Raw genomic sequence first — 22,802 nt, forward strand, 5'->3', positions numbered from 1 at the left:
GTACCGGATGACAGACTGACGCCATGGACGAACGCGTGATCGGCAGGTCGGGCCAGTGGGCATCGGTGGTCGGCCTCGGCACATGGCAGCTGGGCGCCGACTGGGGCGCCGTGGACGACAAGGAGGCCCTGTCCGTCCTGGAGGCGGCGGCCGAGGCCGGGGTCACCTTCTTCGACACGGCCGACGTGTACGGCGACGGACGCAGTGAGGGCACCATCGCCTCGTTCCTGCGCGGACGCCCCGATCTGCACGTGCTGGTGGCCACCAAGATGGGCCGCCGGGTCGAGCAGGTCCCCGAGAACTACGTGCTGGACAACTTCCGCGCCTGGAACGACCGCTCGCGCCGCAACCTCGGCGTCGACCGGATCGACCTGGTGCAGCTGCACTGCCCGCCCACCCCGGTCTACTCCTCCGACGCGGTGTTCGACGCCCTGGACACCCTGGTCGAGGAGGAGCGCGTCGCCGCGTACGGCGTGAGCGTCGAGACCTGCGCCGAGGCGCTCACCGCGATCGCCCGGCCGCACGTGGCGAGCGTGCAGATCATCCTCAACCCGTTCCGCATGAAGCCACTGTACGAGGTGCTGCCCGCCGCCCGCGCGGCCGGCGTCGGCATCATCGCGCGCGTACCCCTCGCCTCCGGGCTGCTGTCCGGCAAGTACACGAAGGACACGGTGTTCGCGGCCGACGACCACCGCACCTTCAACCGGCACGGCGAGGCCTTCGACCAGGGCGAGACGTTCTCCGGCGTCGACTACGGGACCGGGGTCGAGGCCGCCGCCGAGTTCGCCGCGCTCGCCCCGCAGGGGTACACCCCGGCCCAGCTGGCGCTGCGCTGGATCATCGAGCAGGACGGTGTGACCACGGTGATCCCCGGCGCCCGCAACCCGGAGCAGGCCCGCGCCAACGCCGCCGCGGCCAAGCTGCCGCCGCTGCCGCAAGAGACCCTCACCGCGATCCGCGAGCTGTACGAACGCCGGATCAAGGACCAGGTGGAGCACCGCTGGTAGCCGCGCACGCGGACCGTTTGAAGGGACGGCCGGGCGGTTACACGCAACGGCATGACGGAGGCAGGACGGCGCAGAGGACGGAACGAGACCGAGGAGGAGCGGGCCGACCGGATGTGGGGCGAGCTCATCCAGGAGGTCCGGGTGGCGCAGACGGGGGTGCAGATCCTCTTCGGTTTTCTGCTGACCGTCGTCTTCCAGCCGAAGTACACGCAGCTCACCACCATCGACCAGGCCATCTACATCGTGACCGTCGTCCTGGGCGCCTGCGCGACCGGCGCCCTCATCGGACCGGTGTCCCTGCACCGCCTGGTCTCCGGCCGCCGGGTCAAGCCGCAGGCGGTGAAGCTGGCGTCCCGGATGACCTTCGTCGGCCTGGTCCTGCTGCTCGCCACGATGACGTCGTCCCTGCTGCTCATCCTGCGGGTGGCCACCCACGACAGCTATGTGCCGTACCTGGTGGCGGCCGTCGTCGCCTGGTACCTGCTGTGCTGGTACGGCCTGCCCCTGTGGGCCCGCCGCCGGCACACGTCCCGGACGGACCGCCAGGGCGACAGGTCCTAGTCGCGGCGGGCGGCCAGGGCCCTCAGCTGTCGGTCGTGCACCCTGCTGAGCAGCAGCACGGACAGCACCGCCCCGATCAGTGCGCAGCACATGTCCCACTGGGTGTCCCACACATCGCCCTGGGTGGCGAGGAACGCGTCCGCGCCGTGTCCGCCGATCTCGGCCGCCAGCCACTCCAGCAGCTCGAAGCAGGCGCTGAAGGCCAGACAGGCGCACACGGTGAGCGGCACCAGCCAGCGGCTGCCGCGCAACGGTGAGGTGCGGCTGAGCAGTTCCCGCACCAGCACGGCCGGGACGAAGCCCTGCATCAGGTGGCCGAAGCGGTCGTAGGGATTGCGGTCCAGGCCGAGGGTGTCGCGCACCCAGTCGCCCGCCGGTACCTCCGCGTAGGTGTAGTGACCGCCGAGCGCGAGGACCAGCGCGTGCACGGTCAGCAGCCCGCACAGCAGCCCCGTCAGCGGGAAGCGCCGCCAGGCCAGCACCACCAGCGGCAGGCCCACCAGCGCCCACACCGTCTCCAGGAACCAGGTGGTGCGGTCGCGTGCGCCCCATGCCGACACGGCCAGCCCGGCGGCCACCACACCGGCGAAGAGGGCGGGCGGTACGCGGCGCGCCGCGCGGAGCGGGGCGGGGTGCACTGCGGTCACGGCGGGCTCCTTGCCTGAGGACGGCCTCGGTGTCGTAGGAGCCCCATCGTGTGGCCCGGCGCCGGTCGCGGGCATGAGTACGGCTACTCAGCCGTGGAGAGGATCTCCGCCAGCAGCTCGTCCGCCGGGAAGCGCTCCCGCCCCGCCGGGACGACCTTGTAGGTCTCGCGCAGGAACGCGGCGACCGCGGGAGCCCAGGCGAACACCACCGCGTGGTGCCGGCCGCCGTCCGGCCGGGTGTCCCCGAGGAACTCCAGGCGCAGCTCGTGCCAGGGCCCGGTGGCCTCCGGCCGCATCCGCACGTCACCGACCCCGACCGGCCGGGCCAGCCCGTCGCTCAGCATCTGCCGGTCCAGCCGCCAGCAGGCCAGCACCCGGCCGTCGTGGGCGAAGACGGCGCTGACGGCGAACGGGTCGTCGGCGTCGTAGCTGAGGTGGGCAAGCACCGGACACCGGCCGGTGCCCTGTGACAGGAGCTGCACCACCAGGGTCTTGTGCACGAACGAGTTCACGCGGGGGCCTCCGGCAACAATCGGCGTAGGGCCCTCTAGTACCCCCGAAGTGCCCGAGATGCTCACCCAAGTGACTGATTCCCCTGAACCCCGCGGGCGCCCGCGGGCCACGGGGCCGGACAGCGGCCCGTCAGGCGAACGCCTCCCGCAGCGCCGGCAGCAGGGTCTTCGCCGACCAGTCCAGGAACTCCGGCTGCGAGTCCCCGCCGATCTGCACCAGGGCGACCTCCCCGAACCCGGCTTCGGCGTAGGGCCGTACGGCCTCCACGAAGGCGTCGGGGTCGTCACCGCACGGAATGGCGGAGGCGACGTCGTCCTCGGTGACGAACTGGGTCGCGGCCTCGAAGGAGTCCGGGTGGGGCAGTTCGGCGTTCACCTTCCAGCCCAGTCCGAACCAGCGGAACTGGGAGTGGGCGCGCCTGATCGCCGTGTCCCGGTCGGGGTCGTAGCAGACCGGCAGCTGGCCCACCCGGGGCTTGCCGCTGCCGCCGTGGCGGTCGAAGGCCTCGAGCAGGCCCGCCTTCGGCTCGGTCGCGATCACCAGGTCGGCGAGCTGGCCGGCGAGCTTGCAGGACTGCTCGCCGGAGACGGCGATGCCGATCGGCGGCGCCTGCTCCGGCAGGTCCCACAGCCGGGCCGACTCCACGTCGTAGTGCTGCCCGTGATGGGTGACATGGCCGCCCTCGAACAGCGCGCGGATGATCTGCACCGCCTCTTCGAGCATCTCGTGGCGGACGTCGACCGGGGGCCAGCCGCCGCCCACGACATGCTCGTTGAGGTTCTCGCCGGCCCCGAGGCCGAGCCGGAACCTGCCCTCCGAGAGCAGCTGGACGGTCGCGGCCTTCTGCGCCACGATCGCCGGGTGGTAGCGCAGGATGGGGCAGGTGACATAGGTCATCAGGGGGATCCGCGAGGTGGCCTGGGCGGCGGCACCCAGCACGCTCCACGCGTACGAGGCGTGCCCCTGCGAGCGCAGCCACGGGAAGTAGTGGTCGGAGATCACCGAGAAGTCGAAACCGACCTCCTCGGCGCGCACCACGTGGTCCACCAGGTCCCGGGGACCCGTCTGCTCGGTCATCATCGTGTATCCGATTTGCACCATAGAAAGCGAGTCCCCGGCTCGGCGGCCCGAAAACGGCCCGCGGGCACGGCTCAGCCCTTCGGCGGCCGGAACGTCGCCAGGAACGTCTTCAGTGCCAGCCGGTTGGCGGTGTCGTCCCACGTCGCGGCCGGGGTGGTGAAGCGCAGGGAGAAACCCCGCGTCCCGCCGAGCAGGAAGCCCCGCCCGAAGGTGTGCGTCCGCGCGTCCCCGGACCCCGCGAGCCACTCCAGGTCGGCGGCCCTGCGCCCCTGGTAGGTGGCGGCCCGTACGGCACCCACCCGGCGGTAGCCGGGCAGCCGGGCCAGCCCGGGCTCGACGTCGTCCCGCCAGACGGCGACCGGGTCGGGGCCCACCCGCTCGCTGTAGGTGACGGCGAGGGTGGGCGAGTCGCCGCCCCGGCCGAAGGTGACGCGGTAGGCGAGGTCGGACACCCGGGAGGTGGCCAGCCGCTTCCAGCCGTCTGGCAGCGCCACCGAGAAGCCCTCGGGGGCGCTGTACCCGCGGTAGCCGGCCGGCAGGGCGGGGGAGGCCGGGGCGCTCGGCGTGGCGGGCGGCGCGGAGGCGGTCGGGGTGCCGGCGCCGGTGTGCCGGTCGGCGGGGGTGGCCGGGGCGCTGGCCCGGGGCGGCGCCGCGGCCGTGTCCGTGCCGGACAGCGCGCCGGTCGCGGCCAGCACCGCCGCGGCCACCGTGACCAGTGCCAGCGTGGCGCCGACCGCCGCCGCCCGCCTGCTCCGCAGCGGCCCGGCCGGCCGTACGCCCCGGTAGGCACCGCGCAGCCGGGGCGTGGGGGCCGGCTCCCGGTCCGCGTCGGTGTCCTCGCTCAGCGCCCGGGTCAGCGCCTCCCGGACCACCGGCCGGGACAGCCGCTCGCGCGCGTCCTTCCGCAGCAGCCCCTGTACGGCCCGGGTGAGCGGGCCGGCGCGCAGCGGGGTGCGCAGCGGCAGCCGGTCCACCGCCTTCAGCGTGGCGTCGGGCCGGCCGCGGTCCCGGAACGGCGGCCGGCCCTCGACCATCGTGTACAGCAGCGCGCCCAGCGCCCACAGGTCGGCGGCCGGGCCGATGCGTTCGTCGCGGGCCTGCTCCGGGGAGGCGTACGACGGTGCCGTGAGCCGCGGGACCAGGGTCGCGCCCGCCAGGCCGAACCCGGTGACGACGACCGGGCCGCCGTCCCGCACGAAGACCTGACCGGGGCTCAGCTCCCCGTGCGTGATGCCCTCGTCGTGCGCGGCCTGCAGCACGTCCAGCAGCTCGAGGCCGAGCCGGGCCGCCCGCACCGGGTGGAACGAGCCTTCCTCGGCGAGGAGTTCGCCCAGCGGCGTGCCGTCGATCCACTCGGTGACCGTCCACAGGGTGCCCGCCTCCACCACGGCGTCCACGACCGCGGCGATCTGGCCCGGGCGCAGCAGCCGCATGGTCTCCGACGTGCGGACGACCCGGGCCGTGACGCGGCGCGCGGTGTCCTCCGTACCGGGTTCGGGCAGGGCGGTCTGCGCCACCAGGCGGGGCTGTTGCGCGGTCACGTCCTCGGCGTACCACCACTGGCGGTTCGTCTCGCGGGCGAAGACCTCCAGGAGCCGGTACCGGCCGGCGACCAACTCGTGTGCGGAGACGTGCCCCTTGACCATGGTCTTCCCTCGCTGAAAGCCCTGCCTCGTCTTTCCCGGAAGTACGCGGGGCGCGCGGGGGTGCGTTCAAAGAATCCTCAACTCAGGCCCCTTCTTGCCTTTTATTCAAACGTTCGAAGGTGCTTGCGATGCCGGGATGCCACCCCGGCTCACAGCAGCCCGAAGGAGCCGGCCCAGCCGACGAGTTCCCCGGGCGTGGTGTTCCCGCCGCACACCACGAGCCCGAGCCGGGCGGCGGCGCCGGCCCGCGCCACCACCTGCCGGGCCGCCGGCAGCAGACAGCCGGCGGCCGGCTCGGCCCACACCTTGGCGTGCTCGGCGAGGTCCAGACAGCCCTGCACCGCGTCCCGGTCCGGGACCACCAGGACCTCCTCGACCAGCGCGGACACATGGTCGTACGTCAGCTGCGACACCGAGGGCGCGCTCAACGTGGTGACCAGGGAGGACAGCGGCACCGGCGCCGGACCGCCGGCCTTCAGCGCCCCGGACATCGCCTCGGCGCCCGCGGTCTCCACGCCCCACACGCGCACCTCGGGCCGCAGGGCGCGCAGGGCGGCCGCGACACCGGCGATCAGACCGCCGCCGCCCACGCTGACGACGACATCGGTCAGCTCCCCGGCGTCCTCGGCCAGCTCCAGCCCCACCGTGCCCTGCCCGGCGATGACCACAGGGTCGTCGAACGGGTGGACCAGTGTCAGGCCCTCGTCCCGCAACCGGGTCACCAGCCGGAAGGCGCTGTCCATGCCGTCCGTCAGCCGCACCGACGCCCCCGCGTCCTCGGCGAGCGCGATGGAGCGCGCGGGCGCGGTGCGCGGCATCACCACGGTCGCCTTCACATCGAGGGCCGCCGCCATCACCGCGAGCGCGATCCCGTGGTTGCCGCCGCTGACCGCGACCACGCCCGCCGCCCGCTCGGCCTCGCTGAGCGACAGCAGTTTGGCGGTGGCCCCGCGGGCCTTGAACGAGCCGGTGCGCTGGAGCAGTTCGAGCTTGGCGGTGACCGGGACGCCGAGCAGTGCGCTCAGGCCGGGGCTCGGCACCGTCGGTGTCCGGACGACGTGTCCGGCGATCCGCTGTGCGGCGGTCTCGATGTCCGCGAGGTCGATCACGGTGCTCCACCTTCCCTGCGCGGGTCGGGAACCGCGCCGTTCGCACCTTGGCCCGCCGGGACGCCGTCGGTCAACGGCGTTTCCGATCATGGTTACAGCGCGCGGCCCACCAGCAGGTCCAGCAGCCCCGTCAGCTCCTCGGCGGCCCCGGCGGCCAGGGGTGCGGCGGCGAGCAGCTCCCGTGCGGCGGCCGTGTGGGCGCGTGCCTCGGCCAGGGCCGCCGTACGGCCACCCGCCGCCTCGATCAGCGCGGCGGCCTCCTCGGCGTGCTCGGCGGACCCGAGCAGCGCGGGCAGCTGCCGGGCCGCCGGGGAGCCGAGCGCGGCCAGCACCGGGAACGTCTTCTTCCCTTCCCGCAGATCACCGCCGACGGGCTTTCCGGTGACGGCCGGCTCGCCCCAGATGCCGAGCACGTCGTCGACCAGCTGGAAGGCGACCCCGAGATGCCGGCCCGCCCGGTCCAGGGCGACGGCCGTGTCCCGGGGGGCGCCGCCGAGCGTGGCGCCCAGCGCGGCGGCGCAGCCCAGCAGCGCGCCGGTCTTGCCCTCGGCCATCGCCTCGTACTCCCGCACCGTCACCCGCTCCGGACCGGTCCAGGGCCGGGTCGCGAACAGCAGGTCGTCGGCCTGTCCGCGCACCAGGTCGGCGAGGGCCGCCGAGAGCAGTCGTAGCGCGCCGGGTGCCTCGGGCGCGGCGGCGAGGGTGTCCACCGCCAGAGCGAACAGGGCGTCTCCGGCCAGTACGGCCGGACCCGTGCCGTAGGCCTGCCAGACGGCAGGGCGGCTGCGCCGGGTCGCGTCGCCGTCCATGATGTCGTCGTGCAAGAGCGAGAAGGCGTGCACCAGCTCCACGGCGACGGCCGCCGGGACCCCGGCCCGGCCGTCGGCGCCCGCCGCCTCGGCGCCGAGGACCGCGAGCGCCTGCCGTACGCCCTTGCCGCCCGGCGCGCCGGCGGGCGCCCCGCCGACCTCGCACCAGCCGAAGGAGTATGCGGCCATCTCGGCCACCCAGGGGTGCAGCCGGCCCACCGCCGCCCGCAGCTCCGGCCGCACCAGTTCGCGGCACCGGACGAGGACGTGCCGGGCGGACTCCCGCACCGGTGAGACGGGCGCCGTCACCGTACGGCCTCCGCGTCGAGGCCGAACTCCCGCTGGGCCCGGGCCACCATCTCCCGCGCGTGGCGCAGCCCGCTGCGCTCCAGCGTCCGGGCCAGGTCGGCGAGTTCGGCGGCGGTCTCGGCCCGGTCGCGGCCGAGCCGGGCGAGGGACTTGGCGAGACCCAGCCGGGACAGCGCCTCACCGCGGGGTTCGCTCATCGCCCGGAACTCCGTCAGCGCCAGCTCGTACCGGTCGCGGGCCTCGGCGTAACGGCCCGCCCGGTACAGCACGTTGCCCTGCATCTTGTGGTTGTAGGCGAGGGCGCTGGAGAGGTTCATCTCCCGGCAGGTCTCCTCGGCCTCGGCCAGCAGCTCCAGCGCCCGCTCGGTGGCGCCGTCGCGCACCGACAGCACGTCCGCGAGCCCGCGCAGCGCCCAGGCGTGGCCGCGCCGGTCGTCGGCCCGGCCGGCTATCTCCGCCGCCTCCTGGAACAGGGCGTACGCCCTGTCGTAGTCCCCGGTGTTGCGGTGCATCTGGGCGATGCCCTCCAGGGCCCACACCGTGTGCCGGGCCTCGCCCCGCTTGCGGGCCTCGGCCAGCAGCTGCTCGTGCAGCCGGCCGACGGCCGCGTAGTCGCCCTGGATCCGGCCGGTCTCCGCGAGGCCGGCCAGCGAGTAGCCGCGCACGACCACGTCCCCGCCGCGCTCGCCGAGTTCGGCCGCGAGCCCCAGCAGCCGCCACGCCAGCGGGAACGCCCCGCGCTGCCGGGCCAGGGTGCCCCCGCTCCACATCGCCCACGCCATGGCGGCGGTGTCGCCGGCCTCGCGGGCGGCGCGGTAGCTCGCCTTCCAGGCCCGGTCGGCCTCGTGCACATGGCCGAGCCGCCGGTGTGCCTCGGCGACGGCGAGCCCGCAGCGCGCCGCCTCGCCGGGGCGTCCGGCCCGCTCGGCCTCGCGCAGCCGCTCGGTGCCCTCGGCCAGCACATCGGCCAGCGAGGAGTTCACGGACAGGGTGGTCAGGGCGCCCTGGTACTCCGGGGCGAAAGCCTTGCCGTACATGCGTACCCTTCTATACACGGAGTGTATACATGTCGTGTATAGCGTCTCGGAAATATGCCCCGGCCCGAGGGGCCGGGGCCCGGTCTGTCGTTGATCAAGACGCCGGTACGGCGGCGGGGGTTGCCCGGGGGCACGGATCACATGTGAAGGTTCAGTGCTGCTGGGCCTTCTGGGGCGTCAGCTCGCTCGGCCGCACCACGACGAACCCCTCGCCCTGGAGCATCAGCTGCACGGCTTCGCCCGAACCGCCGCGCAGCATCGAACCGATGGACTGCGAGCGGTGCAGCGAGGTCTGCAGGTGCGCCGTCCAGCCCACCACCGCGTCGGTGTCGACGTACACCGGCGCCTGCGCGGACACCGGGATGACCAGCGGGTTGCCGTCGCAGACCAGGCCGAGCCGGCCCTGCCCGCTGAACACGCTGTTGAACAGGCCGCCGCCGGCGATGCCGGACCCCTTCACCGTCTTGATCTCGTACGCCAGCGAGGCGTCGAAACACAGGACGTTGCGGCCGTTGACGGTGAACTGGTCACCGGGCTCGACCTCGACGATGAAGCAGTTCTGCGCCTCGTGCGCGAACCAGGCCTCGCCCTGCCCGCGCACCGCCATGAGGGGCAGCCCCTCACCGGTGACCGCACGCTTGAGCATGCCGCCGACGCCCTGCCCCTTGCGCTCGAACGTGAGGTCGCCGCGGTAGGCGACCATCGCGCCCTGCCGGGCGTACATCTCGCCGTTCACCGCGTACTTGATGCACTTGGCGTTCTCGACGGACATGCCCGGCGCCGCGGCCGGCTGCACCACGTGCTGACTGGAAAAGAGATCACCCTTCATGTGGGGCATGGTGTCCCGGACGAGGGCATTCCGCCAAGATCACGGACGGTACCGGTTCAGCCACCGAACAGCTGGGTCCAGTACGTGCCCGCCCGGCCGCCGCCGGTGAAGCCGACGCCGATGTGCGTGAAGTCACGCTTGAGGATGTTGGCGCGATGCCCGGGGCTGTTCATCCAGCCGTCCACGACCTCGGCGGGGGAGCGCTGGCCGCAGGCGATGTTCTCGCCGATCGTGCGTCGCCGGTATCCCGCAGCGGCGGCCCGGTCCCAGGGCCGGCCGCCGTCGGGGGACGTGTGCGCGTAGAAGTCCCGGGCCACCATGTCGGCACAGTGCCCCTGGGCGGCGGCTGTCAGCAGCGGGTCGGCGGCCAGCGGGGGCAGCCCGGCCCGGCCGCGTTCGGCGTTGGTGAGGGCGACGACCTCGGCGGCCGTGTGCGCCAGCCCGTCCGGGGTGAGCGGAGCGGCCCACAGTGCGGTCCAGTACCGGTCGCCCGCGTCGGCGTGGGCCAGTACGGCATGCCGGAACGCCGGATCAAGCAGGGTGCGCCGGGCCTGTGCCGAGCCCAGGCAGTAGTCCACGAACGCGGCCGGGGTGCGCGGCCCGGAGACGAGATGCTCGCCGACGGTCAGGTACGCGTAACCGGCGGCCGAGATCCGCCGGTACACCGGCACCCCGTCCCGCCCCGCCGCGCCGAGCCGTCCCGCGTCCGCCATGGCCCGGGCGTGCGCCCGCGCGGCGGAGTCCAGCCGCGGGTCCGGTACGACGGGCGGGGAACCGGCGCGGGCGCGGGCGGCGTTGACCAGGCCGGTGAAGTCGGCGGGGGCGGGACAGGCGCCGGGGCGGACGGCGCGCTGTGGCGCGGGGCGGCGCGGGCGGAGGCGGGCGGGCGGCACCGATGGCGGCGCCGCCGTCTGCCCGCCGACGTCGGATATGTCCACCCCGAAGTCCCGGGCGAGACCCGCCAGCCCGTCGGCGTACCCCTGCCCCAGCGCCCGCAGCTTCCAGCCGGTGCCCGGACGGAGATACAGCTCGGCGAGGAGCAGCACGGTCTCCGTGCCGGGCCGTGACGGCGCGAACCCGGCCACCGGACGGCCCAGGTGGTCGGTGACGTGGAGCCGGGGCGCGGGCAGCCGGCCGAGGGGGGTGCCGGGCTCGGCCGCGCTGACCACGACCGTGACCCGGCAGGCACCGGCTCGCAGCCGGCCCGGATCGACGGCCAGCGTGTCCCCGCGCAGCCGGACACCGGGCGCCTCGGGCTGGTTGTAGAAGACGAAGTCGGCGTCCCCGCCGACCTTCCCGTCGGACCCGGTGACCAGAGCGGACAGGTCGAAGGCACCGGCCACCCGAAGCCGTACCGGACCTCGCGGCAAGGGCACATTGCCCCCGGGAACGAGTTCGCCCATGCTCGGTACAACGCCGGCCACGTGTCCGGAGGTTCCCGCAGGCCGACCTCAAGGGGCGCGGGGAACTCGGCTCCGACGCGCCGGCACTCGACAACGGCGCTGCCCAGCCCTATCTCTTCCCGCAGAACGCGGACTCCAGCGCACCGGCCAGCGTGTCCAGCACCTTGCCGTTGTTCGACGTGTTGGCCACGGCCGTGAGACTCCGCCCACCGTCCTTCGTGCTGAACGCGTACGTGTAGTACCCCTGTACCGCCCCCGTGTGCCCGTACACCGACACCCCGCAGGTCAGGTCACGCCGCCGCAGTCCGAGCCCGTACGCCGTGGTGCTGTTCACCTTGGTGAAGCGCTCCATCTCCGCGAGCCGCGCCGCGGACATCAGCTTCCCCCCGAGCAGCGCGCTGTAGAAGACGTCGAGGTCGTGCGCGCTGGAGATGATCGCCCCCGCGCTCTGCGCCCAGGACACGGTCTGCGCGGTCGCGTCGACCAGCGGCGCGCCCGCCGTGTCCGGGGTCAGGTACCCGCGGGCGTACCGGCCCGGGATCGCGGTGTCCGGGTGGACGTAGAACGTGTCGGTCAGCTTCAGCGGCCCGATGATGCGGTTCTGGTACGCCGTCCTCACCGGCTGCCCGGTGAGCTTCTCGATGAGGAGCCCGGCGACGACGAAATTGGTGTTCGAGTACGAGTACGCGGCGCCCGGGGCGTTGGTGCGCGGCTTCTTCAGGGAGAGGGCGACCAGCTGGCGATAGGTGAACACTTTCTTCCGGACCGCCTCGAAGCCGGAGACGCTGCTGGCGAACATGTCGTTCGTGTAGTCGTACAGCCCGCTGCGGTGGCTCAGCACCTGGCGTACCGTGATCCGGTCGTCGGGCAGCAGCCCCGGCAGATAGCGGTTGACCGGCGCGTCGAGCGCGAGCCGGTGCTCGTCGGCGAGCTGGAGCAGCACGACGGTGGAGAAGGTCTTGGTGACGCTGCCGATCCGGAACCGGTCGTCGGTGCTGATGGCCCGTCCGGTGGTGCGGTCGGCGACGCCGCGGGTGAGCCGGTACGTCGTGCCGTGGTCGTCGATCCGGGCCAGCGCCCCCGGCGCGCCCTGGGCCACCGCCGAGCGCAGCACCGCGGCCAGGCCCGCGGTGTCCGGCGCCGGCAGCGTCGCGGCCGCCGGGGTGTCGGGGCCGCCGGTCGCCGCCTGGGCCGGGACCGCGAGCAGCGACAGCGCGACCGCTCCGAGAACCGCTCCCCGCCCCACCGTTGCTGAGACCATCCCCTACCCACTCCCATCGGTTCGGTTTCTGATGCGATATCGGTCACATCCCGCCCTGGGAACCTAGGGGATCGGGGTCACGTCTCCACAGTCGACACACAGTTGGTGATGTCGTGATCACTCTGTGGCGCCCATTCGTAAAGGATTGCCATAGAAGTTCGCGAAATGGATCATTCCGGCTTTACGTGCCCATGACTGATCCGCAAGGGTTGACCCCCGGGGCCATACCAGCCCCCGTGGCGCCCAACTGCGCCATGCCTCAAGGCGGTTGGTCACCCCGGCCGCCTTCGAACGAAGGAACCCTGATCAGATTGCGTAGACCGCACATACGCACCGTGGCGGTCGCCGTCGCGGTGGCGACGGCTGCCACGGGCCTGGCCGGTACGGCCTTCGCGGGTCCCTCCACGGAGGTGGAGCGGTCCGCCGCCTCCGCCACGAACGCCGCGGTGGTGGTGGAGGCGGCGCGCAGCGCGGCCTTCGCGCACGCCTCGGCGACCGGTGTGTCGAAGGGTGACGACCTGCACGCGCAGGACGTCATGATCGACCCCGAGGGTGCCCGTCACGTCCGCTTCGTCCGCACCCACAACGACCTGCCGGTGCTCGGTGGCGACCTCATCGTCCACCTCGACCGGGGGCTCGGCTACACGGGCGTGACCCGCGCCGCCGACCACGCCGTCAAGCCGGCCGCCGCCAAGGCCAAGCTGACCGCGGGCCAGGCCGCCGCCAAGGCCGCCAAGGCCGCCAAGGGCGACGCCGGCAGCGCCCAGCTCGTGGTCGACGCCCGCGACGGCGCCTCCGCGCTGGCCTACCAGGTCACCGTCACCGACAAGGACAGCTCCCGCACGGTCGTCGTCGACGCGGTCACCGGCAAGGTGCGCAGCAACACGCCGACCCGGGACGAGTTCCTGTCGCCGAAGCTGCTCGACGCCCTGCGCGAGCGCGGCGAAACCCTCGACCCGGCCACCGGCGTCGGCTCCGCCTCCAGCACGTCCGGCCTCGTCGGCTCGGGCGCGACCGGTGCCGCGGCCTACCCGTCGGCCGCCAAGGGCACCGGCAAGACCCTCTTCGTGGGCACCGTCGGTCTCACCACCACGCAGACCTCGCGCGGCCACTACCAGCTCAAGGACCCGAACCGGTACGGCACCGAGACGCGGGACGCCAAGGGCTCGTACACGGAGAAGTTCAGCGCCGGTTCGAAGCTGACCAACACCACCAACGTGTGGGGCAACGGCAAGACCACCAGCCGGGTCAGCGCCGCCGCCGACGCCCAGTACGGCATCACGAAGACGCTCGACTTCTACAAGAGCACCTTCAAGCGCAAGGGCATCGCGAACAACAGCAAGCCCGCGCAGGCGATGGTCCACTGGGGCAACAAGATCGCCAACGCCTTCTGGGACCCGACCTGCAACTGCATGCTGTACGGCGACGGCGACGGCCAGATGTTCAAGAAGCCGCTCGTCGTCCTCGACGTCACCGGTCACGAGCTGACCCACGGCGTGGTCGAGGCGACCGCCAACCTGCAGCCGACCTTCGTCGACTCCGACGGCAACCAGTACGGCGAGCCCGGCTCGCTGAACGAGTCGCTCGCGGACATCTTCGGCTCGAACGTCGAGTTCTACGCCAAGAACACGAAGGACACCCCGGACTACCTGGTCGGCGAGAAGCTGGGCCTCGCGCAGAAGTTCCTGCGCCGCCTGGACCACCCCTCGCTCGACAAGCTCGAGGGCACCATCGACTACTGGTCGCCGGACACCTACTACACCGAGGTGCACGCCGGGTCCGGTGTCTCGTCCCACGCCTACTACCTCCTCGCCGAGGGCAGCGGCAAGAAGACGATCAACGGCGTCAACTACAACTCGCCGACGTACCACAACATCACGGTCAAGGGCATCGGCCGCACCAAGGCGACCGCCATCTACTACCGTGCGCTCACCCGCTACATGGTCTCCACCACCGACTTCCACCAGGCGCGCATCGCGACCCTGAAGGCGGCCAAGGACCTGTACGGCGCGAACAGCACCGAGTACAAGACGGTCGACAGGTCGTGGACCGCGGTGAACGTCACCGCCGCCAACACGCCGCGCGCCCACCACTGACGGACGCCGGAGCACACTCGCACCACCGGATGCCCCGCCTCGCGCGGGGCATCCGCCTGTCCGGGGGCGTGCGTGTGCGCCAACAGGCTTCGTCACAGCCGTTGTTTCTTTTATTGACAGCGGAAAATAAGGGCGCCTTGGGTTCCCGGCCATGCGCTCGACGCCGCACGCCGAGACGTTCCCCGCGCACACGCCGGCCACCGCCCAGGTCTTCACGGCGGTCCTCTCCCACGGCCCCCTGACCCGCCTCGAGGCAGGCCGCCGGGCCGGCCTGTCCCCGGCCGCCGTGACCAAGGCCGTCCGCCCCGTCCTCACCGACCTGTGCTGCCGGGTCCGCTTCGCCCGTCGCGCCGCCCTGCCGGAGAAGGCCGCCGGTCCCGCGCCGGCCACGATCGCCGCTCTGGCCCACGAACTCCTCGCCCACGCAGCCGAGTCGGCCACCCCCGTGGCCGGCCTCGGCATCGCCGTGTCCGGCGACGTCGACCCCGCCGAAGGGGTCGTACGCTACTCGCCGCTTCCTGGACTGGCGGGACGTGCCGTCGGCCGAACTGGCCGGGGCCGCCTGCAAACTGCCGGTCACCGCCGGATCGCACGTGGAGTTCACCGGCTGCCGGGAACTGACCGTGGTGCTGAGCGGCGGCACCGACTACGCCCCGAACGCCGCCGCCCACCACCGCAACCACACCTGGGAGCGGCTCCGGGCGCGGGCCCGCGACGGCGAACCCGACCCTGGGTGACTACCACACCGACATCAACCTCCAGATGAACTACTGGATGGCCGACCGGGTGGGCCTCACGCCCTGCTTCGACGCGTTCACCGACTACTGCGTGGCCCAGCTCCCCTCCTGGACCGACCTCACCCCGACCCGGCCGGCTCGGGTGCGATCAGACCCCGGCGGTAGGCCACCGCCACCGCCTCCGTACGGCTCGCGGCGCCCAGCTTGGCGAGGATGTTCGACACGTGCACGCTGGCCGTCTTGCCGGTGATGAACAGCTCCTCGCCGATCTGCCGGTTGCTGCGGCCCCGCGCGAGCAGCCGCAGGACGTCCCGCTCCCGCGCGGTCAGCGGAACCGGGTCGGCGGAAGGAGCCCCGGCCCCGAGGCGGGCCCGGCGGATCAGCGTGTCGACGTCCTCCAGCAGCGGCGCCGCGCCCAGCCCGGCCGCCGTCTCCCGGGCCAGCCGCGCCTGCTCCGCCGCCTCCGCCCGCCGCTCCACAGCAAGCAGCGCCCGCGCGTACCGCAGCCGGCACCGTGCCTGCTCGTAGCCGTCGCCGTACCCGAACGCGGCGACCGCCTCCGCCCAGGCCGCGGGGTCCGGCCCGGACACCACCGTCGCCCACTCCGCCTCGGCACGGGCCAGCCAGGCCTGCCCCTCCGGCCCCTGCACGCGGCCGGCCTCGTCCTGACCGGCCGTGACCCGCGCCAGCTCCACCAGTTCGGCCGCGAGGTCCGCCCAGCCGGCCGGGTCCGGGTCGGTGCCGCCCGCGCGGCGCGGCTCCGTGACCCGGTCGGCGACCGCCGCCAGGCACAGCGCGGCCAGCCGGACCGCGACGCCCGGCCGCCGCGTCGTACCGTCACCGAGGGCCGTGACCGTCTCCCGCAACCGCGCGACCGCCTCCTCCAGGTCGCCGTCCCGTACGGCAGCGTCCGTGAGCACGATCCCGGCGACCAGTGTGCCCATCCAGTCGAACGGCCCCTCCAGCAGCGCCCGGGCCCGCTCCACGGCGCTCTCCTCGCCACGGGCCAGCTCCACGTACAGGGCGGGACTGACCGCGAAGGCGCCGCCCGCCCCGGGCAGCCCCGGCGCGGCCTCGGCCGCCGCGCGCAGGCACTCGTCCCAGCGGCCCAGCGTGTACAGGACCAGCAGCTGGAGGTAGCGGATCTCCAGCGGATACACCGAGGACAGCAGCCCGGCCCGGCGGGCCCGGTCCAGGCCGTCGGCCACCACCGGCAGGCACTCCGTCAGATCACCGGCCTCGAAGGCGCCCATCGCCAGGTGGAACAGCGCGCGCGTCTCCACCGGCGCGTTCCCGGCGGCGCGGGCCAGCTCCCGGGCCCGCCGCAGCCGCTCCCGGCCCTCCGGGCAGCGCCGGCCACCGCCCTCCGTGACCGCCAGGGAGATCAGCAGATCGGCCTGGGCACCGGTCACGCCCAGCTCCTCGGCGACCCGCAGGGCCTGCCGGCCGATCCGCAGCGCGGTCGCGTCCTCGCCGGTCTGGCGGGCCGCCGCGACATGCGTGGCCGCCGCCCACACCCAGGTCCGGGACGGGGGATCGGCGGGGATCATCGCCAGTGCCTCGCTGCTGTAGCGGAACGCCGCCGTCAGGTGGTCCACGGTCAGCAGGTTCCCGGCCAGCGTGTAGCGGACCCGGGCGGCCAGCTCGCCGTCGGTGTCCTGGCCGACCCCGGCGAGCGCCGCCCGGGTCAGCGCGACCGCGCGGTGGAACTCGCCGGCGTGGGCCGCGGCGGCCGAGGCGCGCAGGGTCAGTGTGACCCGGTCCAGGCCCTCCCCGGCGGGCCGGGCGGGCGCGGGCACCGACGGCCACAGGTCAAGGGCGGCCTCGAGGTGCCGCAGCTCCTCGGCGGGTGCGCCCAGCCGCCGGGCGTGGTCGGCGGCCTCCACACAGGCCCCGAGCGCCGCGGGCAGGTCGTGGCTCTCCCGGGAGTGGTGGGCGCGCTCCGCCGCGGTCTCCGGGGTCCGGCCGCCGGCCGCGAGCAGCCGGGCGTACGCGCCGTGCAGCCGGGACCGCTCGCCGGGCAGCAGGTCGGCGTAGACCGCCTCGCGGGTGAGGGCGTGCCGGAAGGTGTAGGTGCCGTCGTCCCCGGGGAGCAGGAGCTGGCGTCCGACGGCCTCCCGCAGGGCCGCCTCCAGCTCCTCCTCGGGCAGCCCGGCCGCCTCGCGCAGCAGCGCGTGCCGCACCCGCCGCCCGGCCACGGCGGCGGTCCGCAGCACCTGCTGCGCGGTCTCGGACAGCTGCTCGACCCGGATGAGCAGCAGGTCGGCGAGCCCGCTGGGCACCCCGCCCGAGCCCGCGCCGGCCGCGAGCAGCTCCTGCGCGTAGAAGGCATTGCCCTCCGCGCGGGCGACGATGCCGCGCACGACGGAGTCGGGCAGCGGGCGGTCCTCCAGCGCCCGCACCAGCCGGGCGACCGCTGGGTCCGGCAGGGGCCGCAGCTCCAGGCGTTCCACGGCCGGCAGCCGGACCAGTTCGGCGAGCAGGGGCCGCAGCGGGTGCCGGCGGTGCAGGTCGTCGGCGCGGTAGGAGGCGAGGATCGCCAGCCGCCGCTCCGGTGCACCGCCCGGCCGGTGCGGCACGCCCCGGCTGAGCAGGAAGCGCAGCAGGTCCCGGGAGGACTGGTCGGCCCAGTGCAGGTCCTCCAGGACGAGCAGCAGCGGGGCCATCTGGGCCAGGTCGGCCAGCAGCCCGGCGACGTCCTCGAAGAGCCGGAGCCGCCCGTCCGGACCGCCGGCCGCGTCCGGCCCGGCGCCCAGCAGCCGGTCCGCCGCCGGATGCCCGGCCAGGACGGCCGTGAACCGCTCGTCGGCGGCGAGCACGCCGAGGATCTCGGTGAACGGCAGATAGGGCAGGCCGACGTCCCCGAGGTCCACGCAGTGCCCGGTGACCACGGTCGTGCCCGCCCGCGCCGCCCGCCCGGCCACCTCGTCCAGCAGCCGTGTCTTGCCGACCCCGGCGTCCCCGGCGAGCAGCACGGCTCCCGCGGCTCCGCCCCGGGCACGCTCCAGCACGCCCGTGAGCCGGGCCAGTTCCTCGTCCCGGCCGATCAGCGGCGCTGTGGTGAAGGCGGTCTGCGACACGGACCCATCCTGCCACGCGGCACCGACGACGCCGCCGGCACCGGCAACGCCGCCAAGGACCGCGCCGCCCGCCGCGGCGTCAACGCAGCGTCTGCGCCCAGTCGTCCGGCACCCGGCCCGCCGGACCGGGCGCCGGCTGGTCGGCGGGATGCCCGGTGGGGGGAGCGAGTTCGGGCCCGGAGGCGTACAACTCCTCGGTGGCGTAGTTCCAGAACCAGCCCTCGCCGGGCTCGAAGCTGCGGATCACCGGGTGCCCGGTGGCCCGGTAGTGGGCGGTGGCGTGCTTCGCGGGGGAGTCGTCGCAGCAGCCGATGTGCCCGCACTGCGCGCACCGGCGCAGGTGGAACCACCAGCCGCCCGCCTCCTCGCACTCCGCACAGCCCGTGCCGCTGGGCGGGACGCCCGGGTCGATTCCTTCGATGTCGGTCATACCGGCTCCTCGTCGGGCGTCTCGGCGGTCAGGGGCAGCAGCACCTGGAAGCGGGTGTCGCCGGGCACGGACTCGACCCGCAGGGTGCCGTGGTGCTTGTTGACGACGATCCGCCAGGAGATGTCCAGGCCGAGCCCGGTGCCCTCGCCGACCGGCTTGGTGGTGAAGAACGGGTCGAAGATCCGGTCCTTGATCTCCGGCGGGACACCGGGACCGGTGTCCCGGAACTCCACCAGCAGCCGCTCGTGGTCGAGCGCCGTGCGCACGGTCAGCGTGCCCTGGCCGCTCGCGCTCTTCATGGCCGAGACGGCGTTGTCGAGGAGGTTGGTCCACACCTGGTTCAGCTCCGCCGGGTAGGCGGGCACCGGCGGGAGCGTGCGGTCGTACTCCTTGACGACCTCGATGCCCGGCCCGAACTTCCCGGAGAGCATCAGCAGCGTGCTGTCGAGGAGTTCGTGCACGTCCACCACCCGGTACGGGGCCCGGTCCAGCTGCGAGTACTGCTTGGCTGCGTCGACCAGGTGCGAGATGCGGGTGGTGGAGTCCTCGATCTCGTTCATCAACAGCTCGGTCTCGATGGTGTAGTTGAGCCAGCCCACCGCGTTCGGCAGGATCTCCTCGCCCACCGCCGCCGCGACCTGCTCCAGCCAGTCCACGTCGAGTCCGGCCTGCACGAAGGTGGGCGCCACCTGCCACCCCTGGTCGAAGCCGTGGTCCTCCAGCCAGTCGCTGAGCGTGTCCTCCCGGTCGCTGGCCTCCAGCGGGCTGAGCACCGGGGCCTTCGCCACCCGCTCCGCGGTGCGCTCCTGGATCTCGATCAGGCTGGCCAGGCAGTCGCGGGAGAAGGGCCCCTCGGCGATCAGGGCGAGCTTGTGCCGCATCTTCGCGACCCGCTCCCGCAGGGTCGCCGTGGCCCGCACCGCCGCAGCCGCGGGGTTGTTCAGCTCGTGCGTGAGCCCCGCCGACAACGAGCCCAGGGCCAGCAGCCGTTCCCGCTGCCCGATCATCGCCTGGGTGTTCTTCGTCCCGAAGAACAGGCCCTCCAGCAGGTGCACGGCCATCGGGAACCACTCGCGCATCACGTCCGCGAAGAGGTCCGCCGGCAGCACGAAGAACCGCGTCGGCTCGGTGACCCGCATGGAGTTGTTGTAGACCTGCCGCACCCGGTCGCCGAGGTACGCCTGCATCGCGCCCGCGTACACCCCGGGCTGCGAGGTCCGGGTCACCTCCACGTCGTCACCGCCGACCCGGCGCGACAGCACGACCGTGCCCTCGATCATCACGAAGAAGCAGGTGGCCGGGTCGCCCTCGGTGTACACCGGGCCGGGCTGGAACAGCTCCACCCGGCCCTGGGCGCACAGCCGGCCCAACTGCTCGGCGCTGAGCTTCTCGAAGAGGAACAGCGAGCCGATCTCCTGCGGGCTGCACGCCACGATCTGCCCGCTCACGACTGCTCCAGATACCGGTGGACGAGCATGACGGCCATGGCTCCCTCTCCGACGGCGGACGCGACACGCTTGGCGGACTCGGCGCGCGCGTCGCCCGCGACGAACACGCCGGGAATGCTGGTCTCCAGGTGGTACGGCGGCCGGTCCAGCTCCCAGCCGGCCGGCGGCCGGCCTTCGGCGGCCAGGTCGGGCCCGGCCAGGATGAACCCGCGCTCGTCGCGCAGCACCGTCTCGCCCAGCCAGTCGGTCAGCGGGGCGGCCCCGATGAACACGAACATCCATTGGGCGTCGACCTGTTCGGTCTCCCCGGTCACCGTGTCCCGGAGCGTCAGCTGTTCCAGGTGGTCGGAGCCGTGGGCCCGGTCGACCACCGTGTGGCAGCGCACCGAGATGTTCGGGGCCTCGCCGATCTGCTGGATCAGATAGTGCGACATGGATGCCGACAGGTCGGGGCCGCGCACCAGCAGCGTCACCGACTTCGCGCCCCGGGACAGGTACATCGCCGCCTGACCCGCCGAGTTGGCGCCGCCGACGATGTACACGTCCTGGCCCTGGCAGGAGGCGGCCTCGGTCAGCGCCGAGCCGTAGAACACCCCGCAGCCGGTCAGGTCGGTGCAGCCGGCGGCCTCCAGCTGCCGGTACTGCACCCCGGTCGCGAGGATCACGCTGTGCGCGGCGATCGCCGAGCCGTCCGCGAACCGTACGACCCGGGCGGCGCCGTTGACCTCCAGACCCGTCACCTCGCGGGCGGTCAGGATCTCCGCGCCGAACTTGGCCGCCTGCCGCCGCGCCCGGTCGGTGAGCTGGGCGCCGGAGACGCCGTCGGGGAAGCCGAGGTAGTTCTCGATCCGGGAGCTCTGCCCGGCCTGTCCGCCGGTCGCCGACCGCTCCACCAGCACGGTCCGCAGGCCCTCGGAGGCGCCGTACACGGCCGCGCCGAGCCCGGCCGGCCCGCCGCCGATCACGATGAGGTCGTAGAAGTCGGCCGTCGGTGTCGTCGCCAGGCCGACGTGCGCGGCCAGCTCCGGCGCCTCCGGCTCGACCAGGACCGTGCAGTCCGCGGTGATCACCAGCGGCAGCCGCTGCCCGTCCTGCCCGGCCGCCGCCAGCAGCCGCCGCCCCTCCGGTTCCTCCACCGAGTACCAGCGGTACGGCACCTGGTTGCGGGCCAGGAACTCGCGCACGTCCGAGGAGCGCGCCGACCAGCGGTGCCCCACGACCTTGGTGCTGGGCACCGGCTTGTAGGCGCTGTTGCGCCACGCGTCCAGCAGGTCGTCCAGGACCGGGTAGAGCTTCTCCTCCGGGGGGTCCCAGGGCTTGAGCAGGTAGTGGTCCAGGTCGACGACGTTGATCGCGTCGATCGCCGCGTTGGTGTCCGCGTAGGCGGTCAGCAGCACCCGGCGCGCCCCCGGGTACACGTCGAGGGCATGCTCCAGGAACTCGATGCCGTTCATCTGCGGCATCCGGTAGTCGGCCAGGATCACCGCCACCAGGTCCCCGCGCAGCTTCAGCTCACGCAGCGCCTCCAGCGCGGACTCGCCGGACTCCGCGCGCACGATCCGGTACGACTCGCCGTAGCGCCGCCTGAGGTCGCGGGCGACGGCACGGGAGACCCCCGGGTCGTCGTCCACGGTCAGGATGACGGTCCGCGCGGTCTCGGCGGCCTGTGCCATACGTCTCCCCACCCGGGTGTCGGATCGCCCGGCCGGTGTCGTGGGGACCACCGCGCCGGTTCCAGGCCATCGTATGTTCGGCCGACCGGGTTGCGCTTGTCCGACGGGGACCGGGCATTTGCCTCACAGCGACCATCGAGCGCGCCTGCCGCCCGTGGAACCGGTGCGGCGGCTCGGGGGAGAGATCATCATGACCGGGTGCGCCGGTGCCCGGCAGCGGGCACCGGTGTCCTGAGGACGCGACGACGAGGAGATCACGGATGACACGCCCGATCACGGCAGGGGTGGACGGCACGGAGGAGAGTCTGGCCGCGCTGGACTGGGCGGCCCGGGAGGCCGTGCGCCGGGGCCTGCCGCTGCGCGTGGTGCACGCCTGGCGGTACGCCGAGGCGCTCGCCACCGCCGACCGGGACACCCAGCACGGGTGGGTGGCGGAGGGGGTGACGGAGGCCGTGCGCGCCGTTTCCGGGCGGCATCCGGGGCTGACGGTGACCACCGACGTGGTCGAGGGCGCTGCCGCGCATGCCCTGGCCGAGGCGGCGGCCGGGGCCGAGATGCTGGTGCTCGGTTCGCGCGGGCACGGACCCGTCGTCGGGTTCCTGCTGGGCTCGGTCGGCCAGCAGGTGATTGCGGAGGCGACCCGGCCCGTGGTCCTGGTCCGGGCCGGGGACCAGCCCACGGCGGAGGCGGCCGGCCGGGACGTCGTGGTCGGTCAGCACGGCAACCCCGAGGACAGCGCGGCGGCGCTGCGGTTCGCGTTCGAGACGGCGGCGGCCCGCGGCGCGGCCGTCACCGCCGTCCGCGCGTGGACGCTGCCGCCGGTCTTCGCCTACAGCCCCGGTTCGCTGAAGCTGCTCGACGACGCGGGCGGCCTCGAACCGTACGAGAAGCAGGCGCTGAGCGAGGCCCTCCAGCCCTGGCGCGAGCGGTTCCCGGAGGTGTCCGTCGCCGAGCACGTGGAGATGGGCAGCGCCGGACAGGTGCTGCTGTCGCTGGCCGGCCGGGCCCAGCTGATGGTCGTCGGCCGCCGGGCCCGCCGTACGGCGGTCGGCGCCCGGATCGGCTCGGTGGCGCACGGGGTGCTGCACCACGCCGAGTGCCCGGTGGCCGTCGTCCCGCACGAGTGA

The 22,802-nt window shown here is 73.7% G+C and carries 18 protein-coding genes and 1 pseudogene; 5 read left to right on the plus strand and 14 right to left on the minus strand.

Features of this window, described 5'->3' with window-relative positions; all coding sequences use genetic code 11:
• The first annotated feature begins 23 nt into the window (after positions 1–23).
• On the plus strand, positions 24–1,007 hold the full coding sequence (locus tag ACIP4Y_RS30880) for an aldo/keto reductase (RefSeq protein WP_401398947.1): 984 nt from the start codon (positions 24–26) through the stop codon (positions 1,005–1,007).
• 51 nt (positions 1,008–1,058) lie between these two features.
• Positions 1,059–1,568 (plus strand): DUF6328 family protein, encoded by a 510-nt coding sequence (locus ACIP4Y_RS30885; RefSeq protein WP_358644871.1) that lies wholly within the window; start codon positions 1,059–1,061, stop codon positions 1,566–1,568.
• Here the strand turns inward: ACIP4Y_RS30885 and ACIP4Y_RS30890 are convergent.
• The 10 genes from ACIP4Y_RS30890 to ACIP4Y_RS30935 form a co-directional block, all read right to left on the minus strand.
• A complete protein-coding gene (locus tag ACIP4Y_RS30890) occupies positions 1,565–2,215 on the minus strand; it encodes a DUF2238 domain-containing protein (RefSeq protein ID WP_401398948.1) in 651 nt (216 codons plus the stop codon). The two genes, ACIP4Y_RS30885 and ACIP4Y_RS30890, sit on opposite strands and share 4 nt — an antisense overlap.
• An 83-nt stretch (positions 2,216–2,298) precedes the next feature.
• Positions 2,299–2,727 carry an SsgA family sporulation/cell division regulator gene (locus tag ACIP4Y_RS30895; protein WP_401398949.1) on the minus strand — a complete coding sequence of 143 codons (429 nt, stop codon included), beginning with the start codon at positions 2,725–2,727 and terminating at the stop codon, positions 2,299–2,301.
• Positions 2,728–2,857: 130 nt separating this feature from the next.
• Positions 2,858–3,829, minus strand: coding sequence for an LLM class F420-dependent oxidoreductase (locus ACIP4Y_RS30900; protein ID WP_358644875.1), 972 nt, complete (start codon positions 3,827–3,829; stop codon positions 2,858–2,860).
• A 50-nt stretch (positions 3,830–3,879) separates the two neighbouring features.
• Entirely contained in the window at positions 3,880–5,454 is a 1,575-nt protein-coding gene (locus ACIP4Y_RS30905) for a serine/threonine protein kinase (protein WP_401398950.1), read from the minus strand.
• Between the two features lie 149 nt (positions 5,455–5,603).
• Positions 5,604–6,563: a threonine/serine dehydratase gene (locus tag ACIP4Y_RS30910; RefSeq protein WP_401398951.1), complete on the minus strand. Its 960-nt coding sequence runs from the start codon at positions 6,561–6,563 to the stop codon at positions 5,604–5,606.
• Between the two features lie 92 nt (positions 6,564–6,655).
• On the minus strand, positions 6,656–7,681 hold the full coding sequence (locus ACIP4Y_RS30915) for a polyprenyl synthetase family protein (RefSeq protein ID WP_401398952.1): 1,026 nt from the start codon (positions 7,679–7,681) through the stop codon (positions 6,656–6,658).
• Positions 7,678–8,718 (minus strand): tetratricopeptide repeat protein, encoded by a 1,041-nt coding sequence (locus tag ACIP4Y_RS30920; protein ID WP_401398953.1) that lies wholly within the window; start codon positions 8,716–8,718, stop codon positions 7,678–7,680. Before ACIP4Y_RS30920 ends, ACIP4Y_RS30915 begins: the two co-directional genes overlap by 4 nt.
• 151 nt (positions 8,719–8,869) lie before the next feature.
• Entirely contained in the window at positions 8,870–9,547 is a 678-nt protein-coding gene (locus tag ACIP4Y_RS30925; RefSeq protein WP_401398954.1) for an AIM24 family protein, read from the minus strand.
• Between the two features lie 56 nt (positions 9,548–9,603).
• The gene (locus ACIP4Y_RS30930; protein ID WP_401398955.1) at positions 9,604–10,950 is read right to left on the minus strand and encodes a CAP domain-containing protein; all 1,347 of its coding nucleotides are present in this window, start codon (positions 10,948–10,950) and stop codon (positions 9,604–9,606) included.
• Between the two features lie 109 nt (positions 10,951–11,059).
• Complete coding sequence (locus ACIP4Y_RS30935; RefSeq protein ID WP_401398956.1) at positions 11,060–12,211, minus strand: serine hydrolase domain-containing protein; 1,152 nt, start codon at positions 12,209–12,211, stop codon at positions 11,060–11,062.
• 335 nt (positions 12,212–12,546) lie between these two features.
• Between ACIP4Y_RS30935 and ACIP4Y_RS30940 the strand changes: the two genes are divergently transcribed.
• Positions 12,547–14,307, plus strand: coding sequence for a M4 family metallopeptidase (locus ACIP4Y_RS30940; protein ID WP_401398957.1), 1,761 nt, complete (start codon positions 12,547–12,549; stop codon positions 14,305–14,307).
• Between the two features lie 584 nt (positions 14,308–14,891).
• A pseudogene (locus ACIP4Y_RS30945) lies at positions 14,892–15,168 on the plus strand (glycosyl hydrolase family 95 catalytic domain-containing protein); the annotation flags it as partial.
• On the opposite strand, the gene ACIP4Y_RS30950 reads toward ACIP4Y_RS30945, so the two are convergent.
• The 4 genes from ACIP4Y_RS30950 to ACIP4Y_RS30965 all read right to left on the minus strand — a co-directional run bounded on the left by ACIP4Y_RS30950 (position 15,164) and on the right by ACIP4Y_RS30965 (position 21,675).
• The gene (locus ACIP4Y_RS30950) at positions 15,164–18,124 is read right to left on the minus strand and encodes an AAA family ATPase (protein ID WP_401398958.1); all 2,961 of its coding nucleotides are present in this window, start codon (positions 18,122–18,124) and stop codon (positions 15,164–15,166) included. The pseudogene ACIP4Y_RS30945 and the gene ACIP4Y_RS30950 overlap by 5 nt on opposite strands.
• 79 nt (positions 18,125–18,203) lie before the next feature.
• Complete coding sequence (locus tag ACIP4Y_RS30955; protein ID WP_358644891.1) at positions 18,204–18,554, minus strand: UBP-type zinc finger domain-containing protein; 351 nt, start codon at positions 18,552–18,554, stop codon at positions 18,204–18,206.
• Positions 18,551–20,002 (minus strand): ATP-binding protein, encoded by a 1,452-nt coding sequence (locus tag ACIP4Y_RS30960; protein ID WP_401398959.1) that lies wholly within the window; start codon positions 20,000–20,002, stop codon positions 18,551–18,553. Before ACIP4Y_RS30960 ends, ACIP4Y_RS30955 begins: the two co-directional genes overlap by 4 nt.
• Positions 19,999–21,675, minus strand: a complete 1,677-nt coding sequence (locus ACIP4Y_RS30965) for an FAD-dependent oxidoreductase (RefSeq protein WP_401398960.1) — start codon at positions 21,673–21,675, stop codon at positions 19,999–20,001. The genes ACIP4Y_RS30960 and ACIP4Y_RS30965 overlap by 4 nt, the downstream gene beginning before the upstream one ends.
• 260 nt (positions 21,676–21,935) lie before the next feature.
• Between ACIP4Y_RS30965 and ACIP4Y_RS30970 the strand changes: the two genes are divergently transcribed.
• On the plus strand, positions 21,936–22,802 hold the full coding sequence (locus tag ACIP4Y_RS30970) for a universal stress protein (protein ID WP_401398961.1): 867 nt from the start codon (positions 21,936–21,938) through the stop codon (positions 22,800–22,802).

This window comes from Streptomyces sp. NPDC088810 (genome assembly GCF_044750305.1).
Taxonomy (GTDB): domain Bacteria; phylum Actinomycetota; class Actinomycetes; order Streptomycetales; family Streptomycetaceae; genus Streptomyces.

Coding starts and splice junctions, on each gene's coding strand:
- ACIP4Y_RS30880 (WP_401398947.1), top strand. CDS start 24: ATGGACGAACGCGTGATCGGCAGGTCGGGCCAGTGGGCATCGGTGGTC.
- ACIP4Y_RS30885 (WP_358644871.1), top strand. CDS start 1,059: ATGACGGAGGCAGGACGGCGCAGAGGACGGAACGAGACCGAGGAGGAG.
- ACIP4Y_RS30900 (WP_358644875.1), bottom strand. CDS start 3,829: ATGGTGCAAATCGGATACACGATGATGACCGAGCAGACGGGTCCCCGG.
- ACIP4Y_RS30905 (WP_401398950.1), bottom strand. CDS start 5,454: ATGGTCAAGGGGCACGTCTCCGCACACGAGTTGGTCGCCGGCCGGTAC.
- ACIP4Y_RS30920 (WP_401398953.1), bottom strand. CDS start 8,718: ATGTACGGCAAGGCTTTCGCCCCGGAGTACCAGGGCGCCCTGACCACC.
- ACIP4Y_RS30925 (WP_401398954.1), bottom strand. CDS start 9,547: ATGAAGGGTGATCTCTTTTCCAGTCAGCACGTGGTGCAGCCGGCCGCG.
- ACIP4Y_RS30930 (WP_401398955.1), bottom strand. CDS start 10,950: ATGGGCGAACTCGTTCCCGGGGGCAATGTGCCCTTGCCGCGAGGTCCG.
- ACIP4Y_RS30935 (WP_401398956.1), bottom strand. CDS start 12,211: ATGGTCTCAGCAACGGTGGGGCGGGGAGCGGTTCTCGGAGCGGTCGCG.
- ACIP4Y_RS30955 (WP_358644891.1), bottom strand. CDS start 18,554: ATGACCGACATCGAAGGAATCGACCCGGGCGTCCCGCCCAGCGGCACG.
- ACIP4Y_RS30965 (WP_401398960.1), bottom strand. CDS start 21,675: ATGGCACAGGCCGCCGAGACCGCGCGGACCGTCATCCTGACCGTGGAC.
- ACIP4Y_RS30970 (WP_401398961.1), top strand. CDS start 21,936: ATGACACGCCCGATCACGGCAGGGGTGGACGGCACGGAGGAGAGTCTG.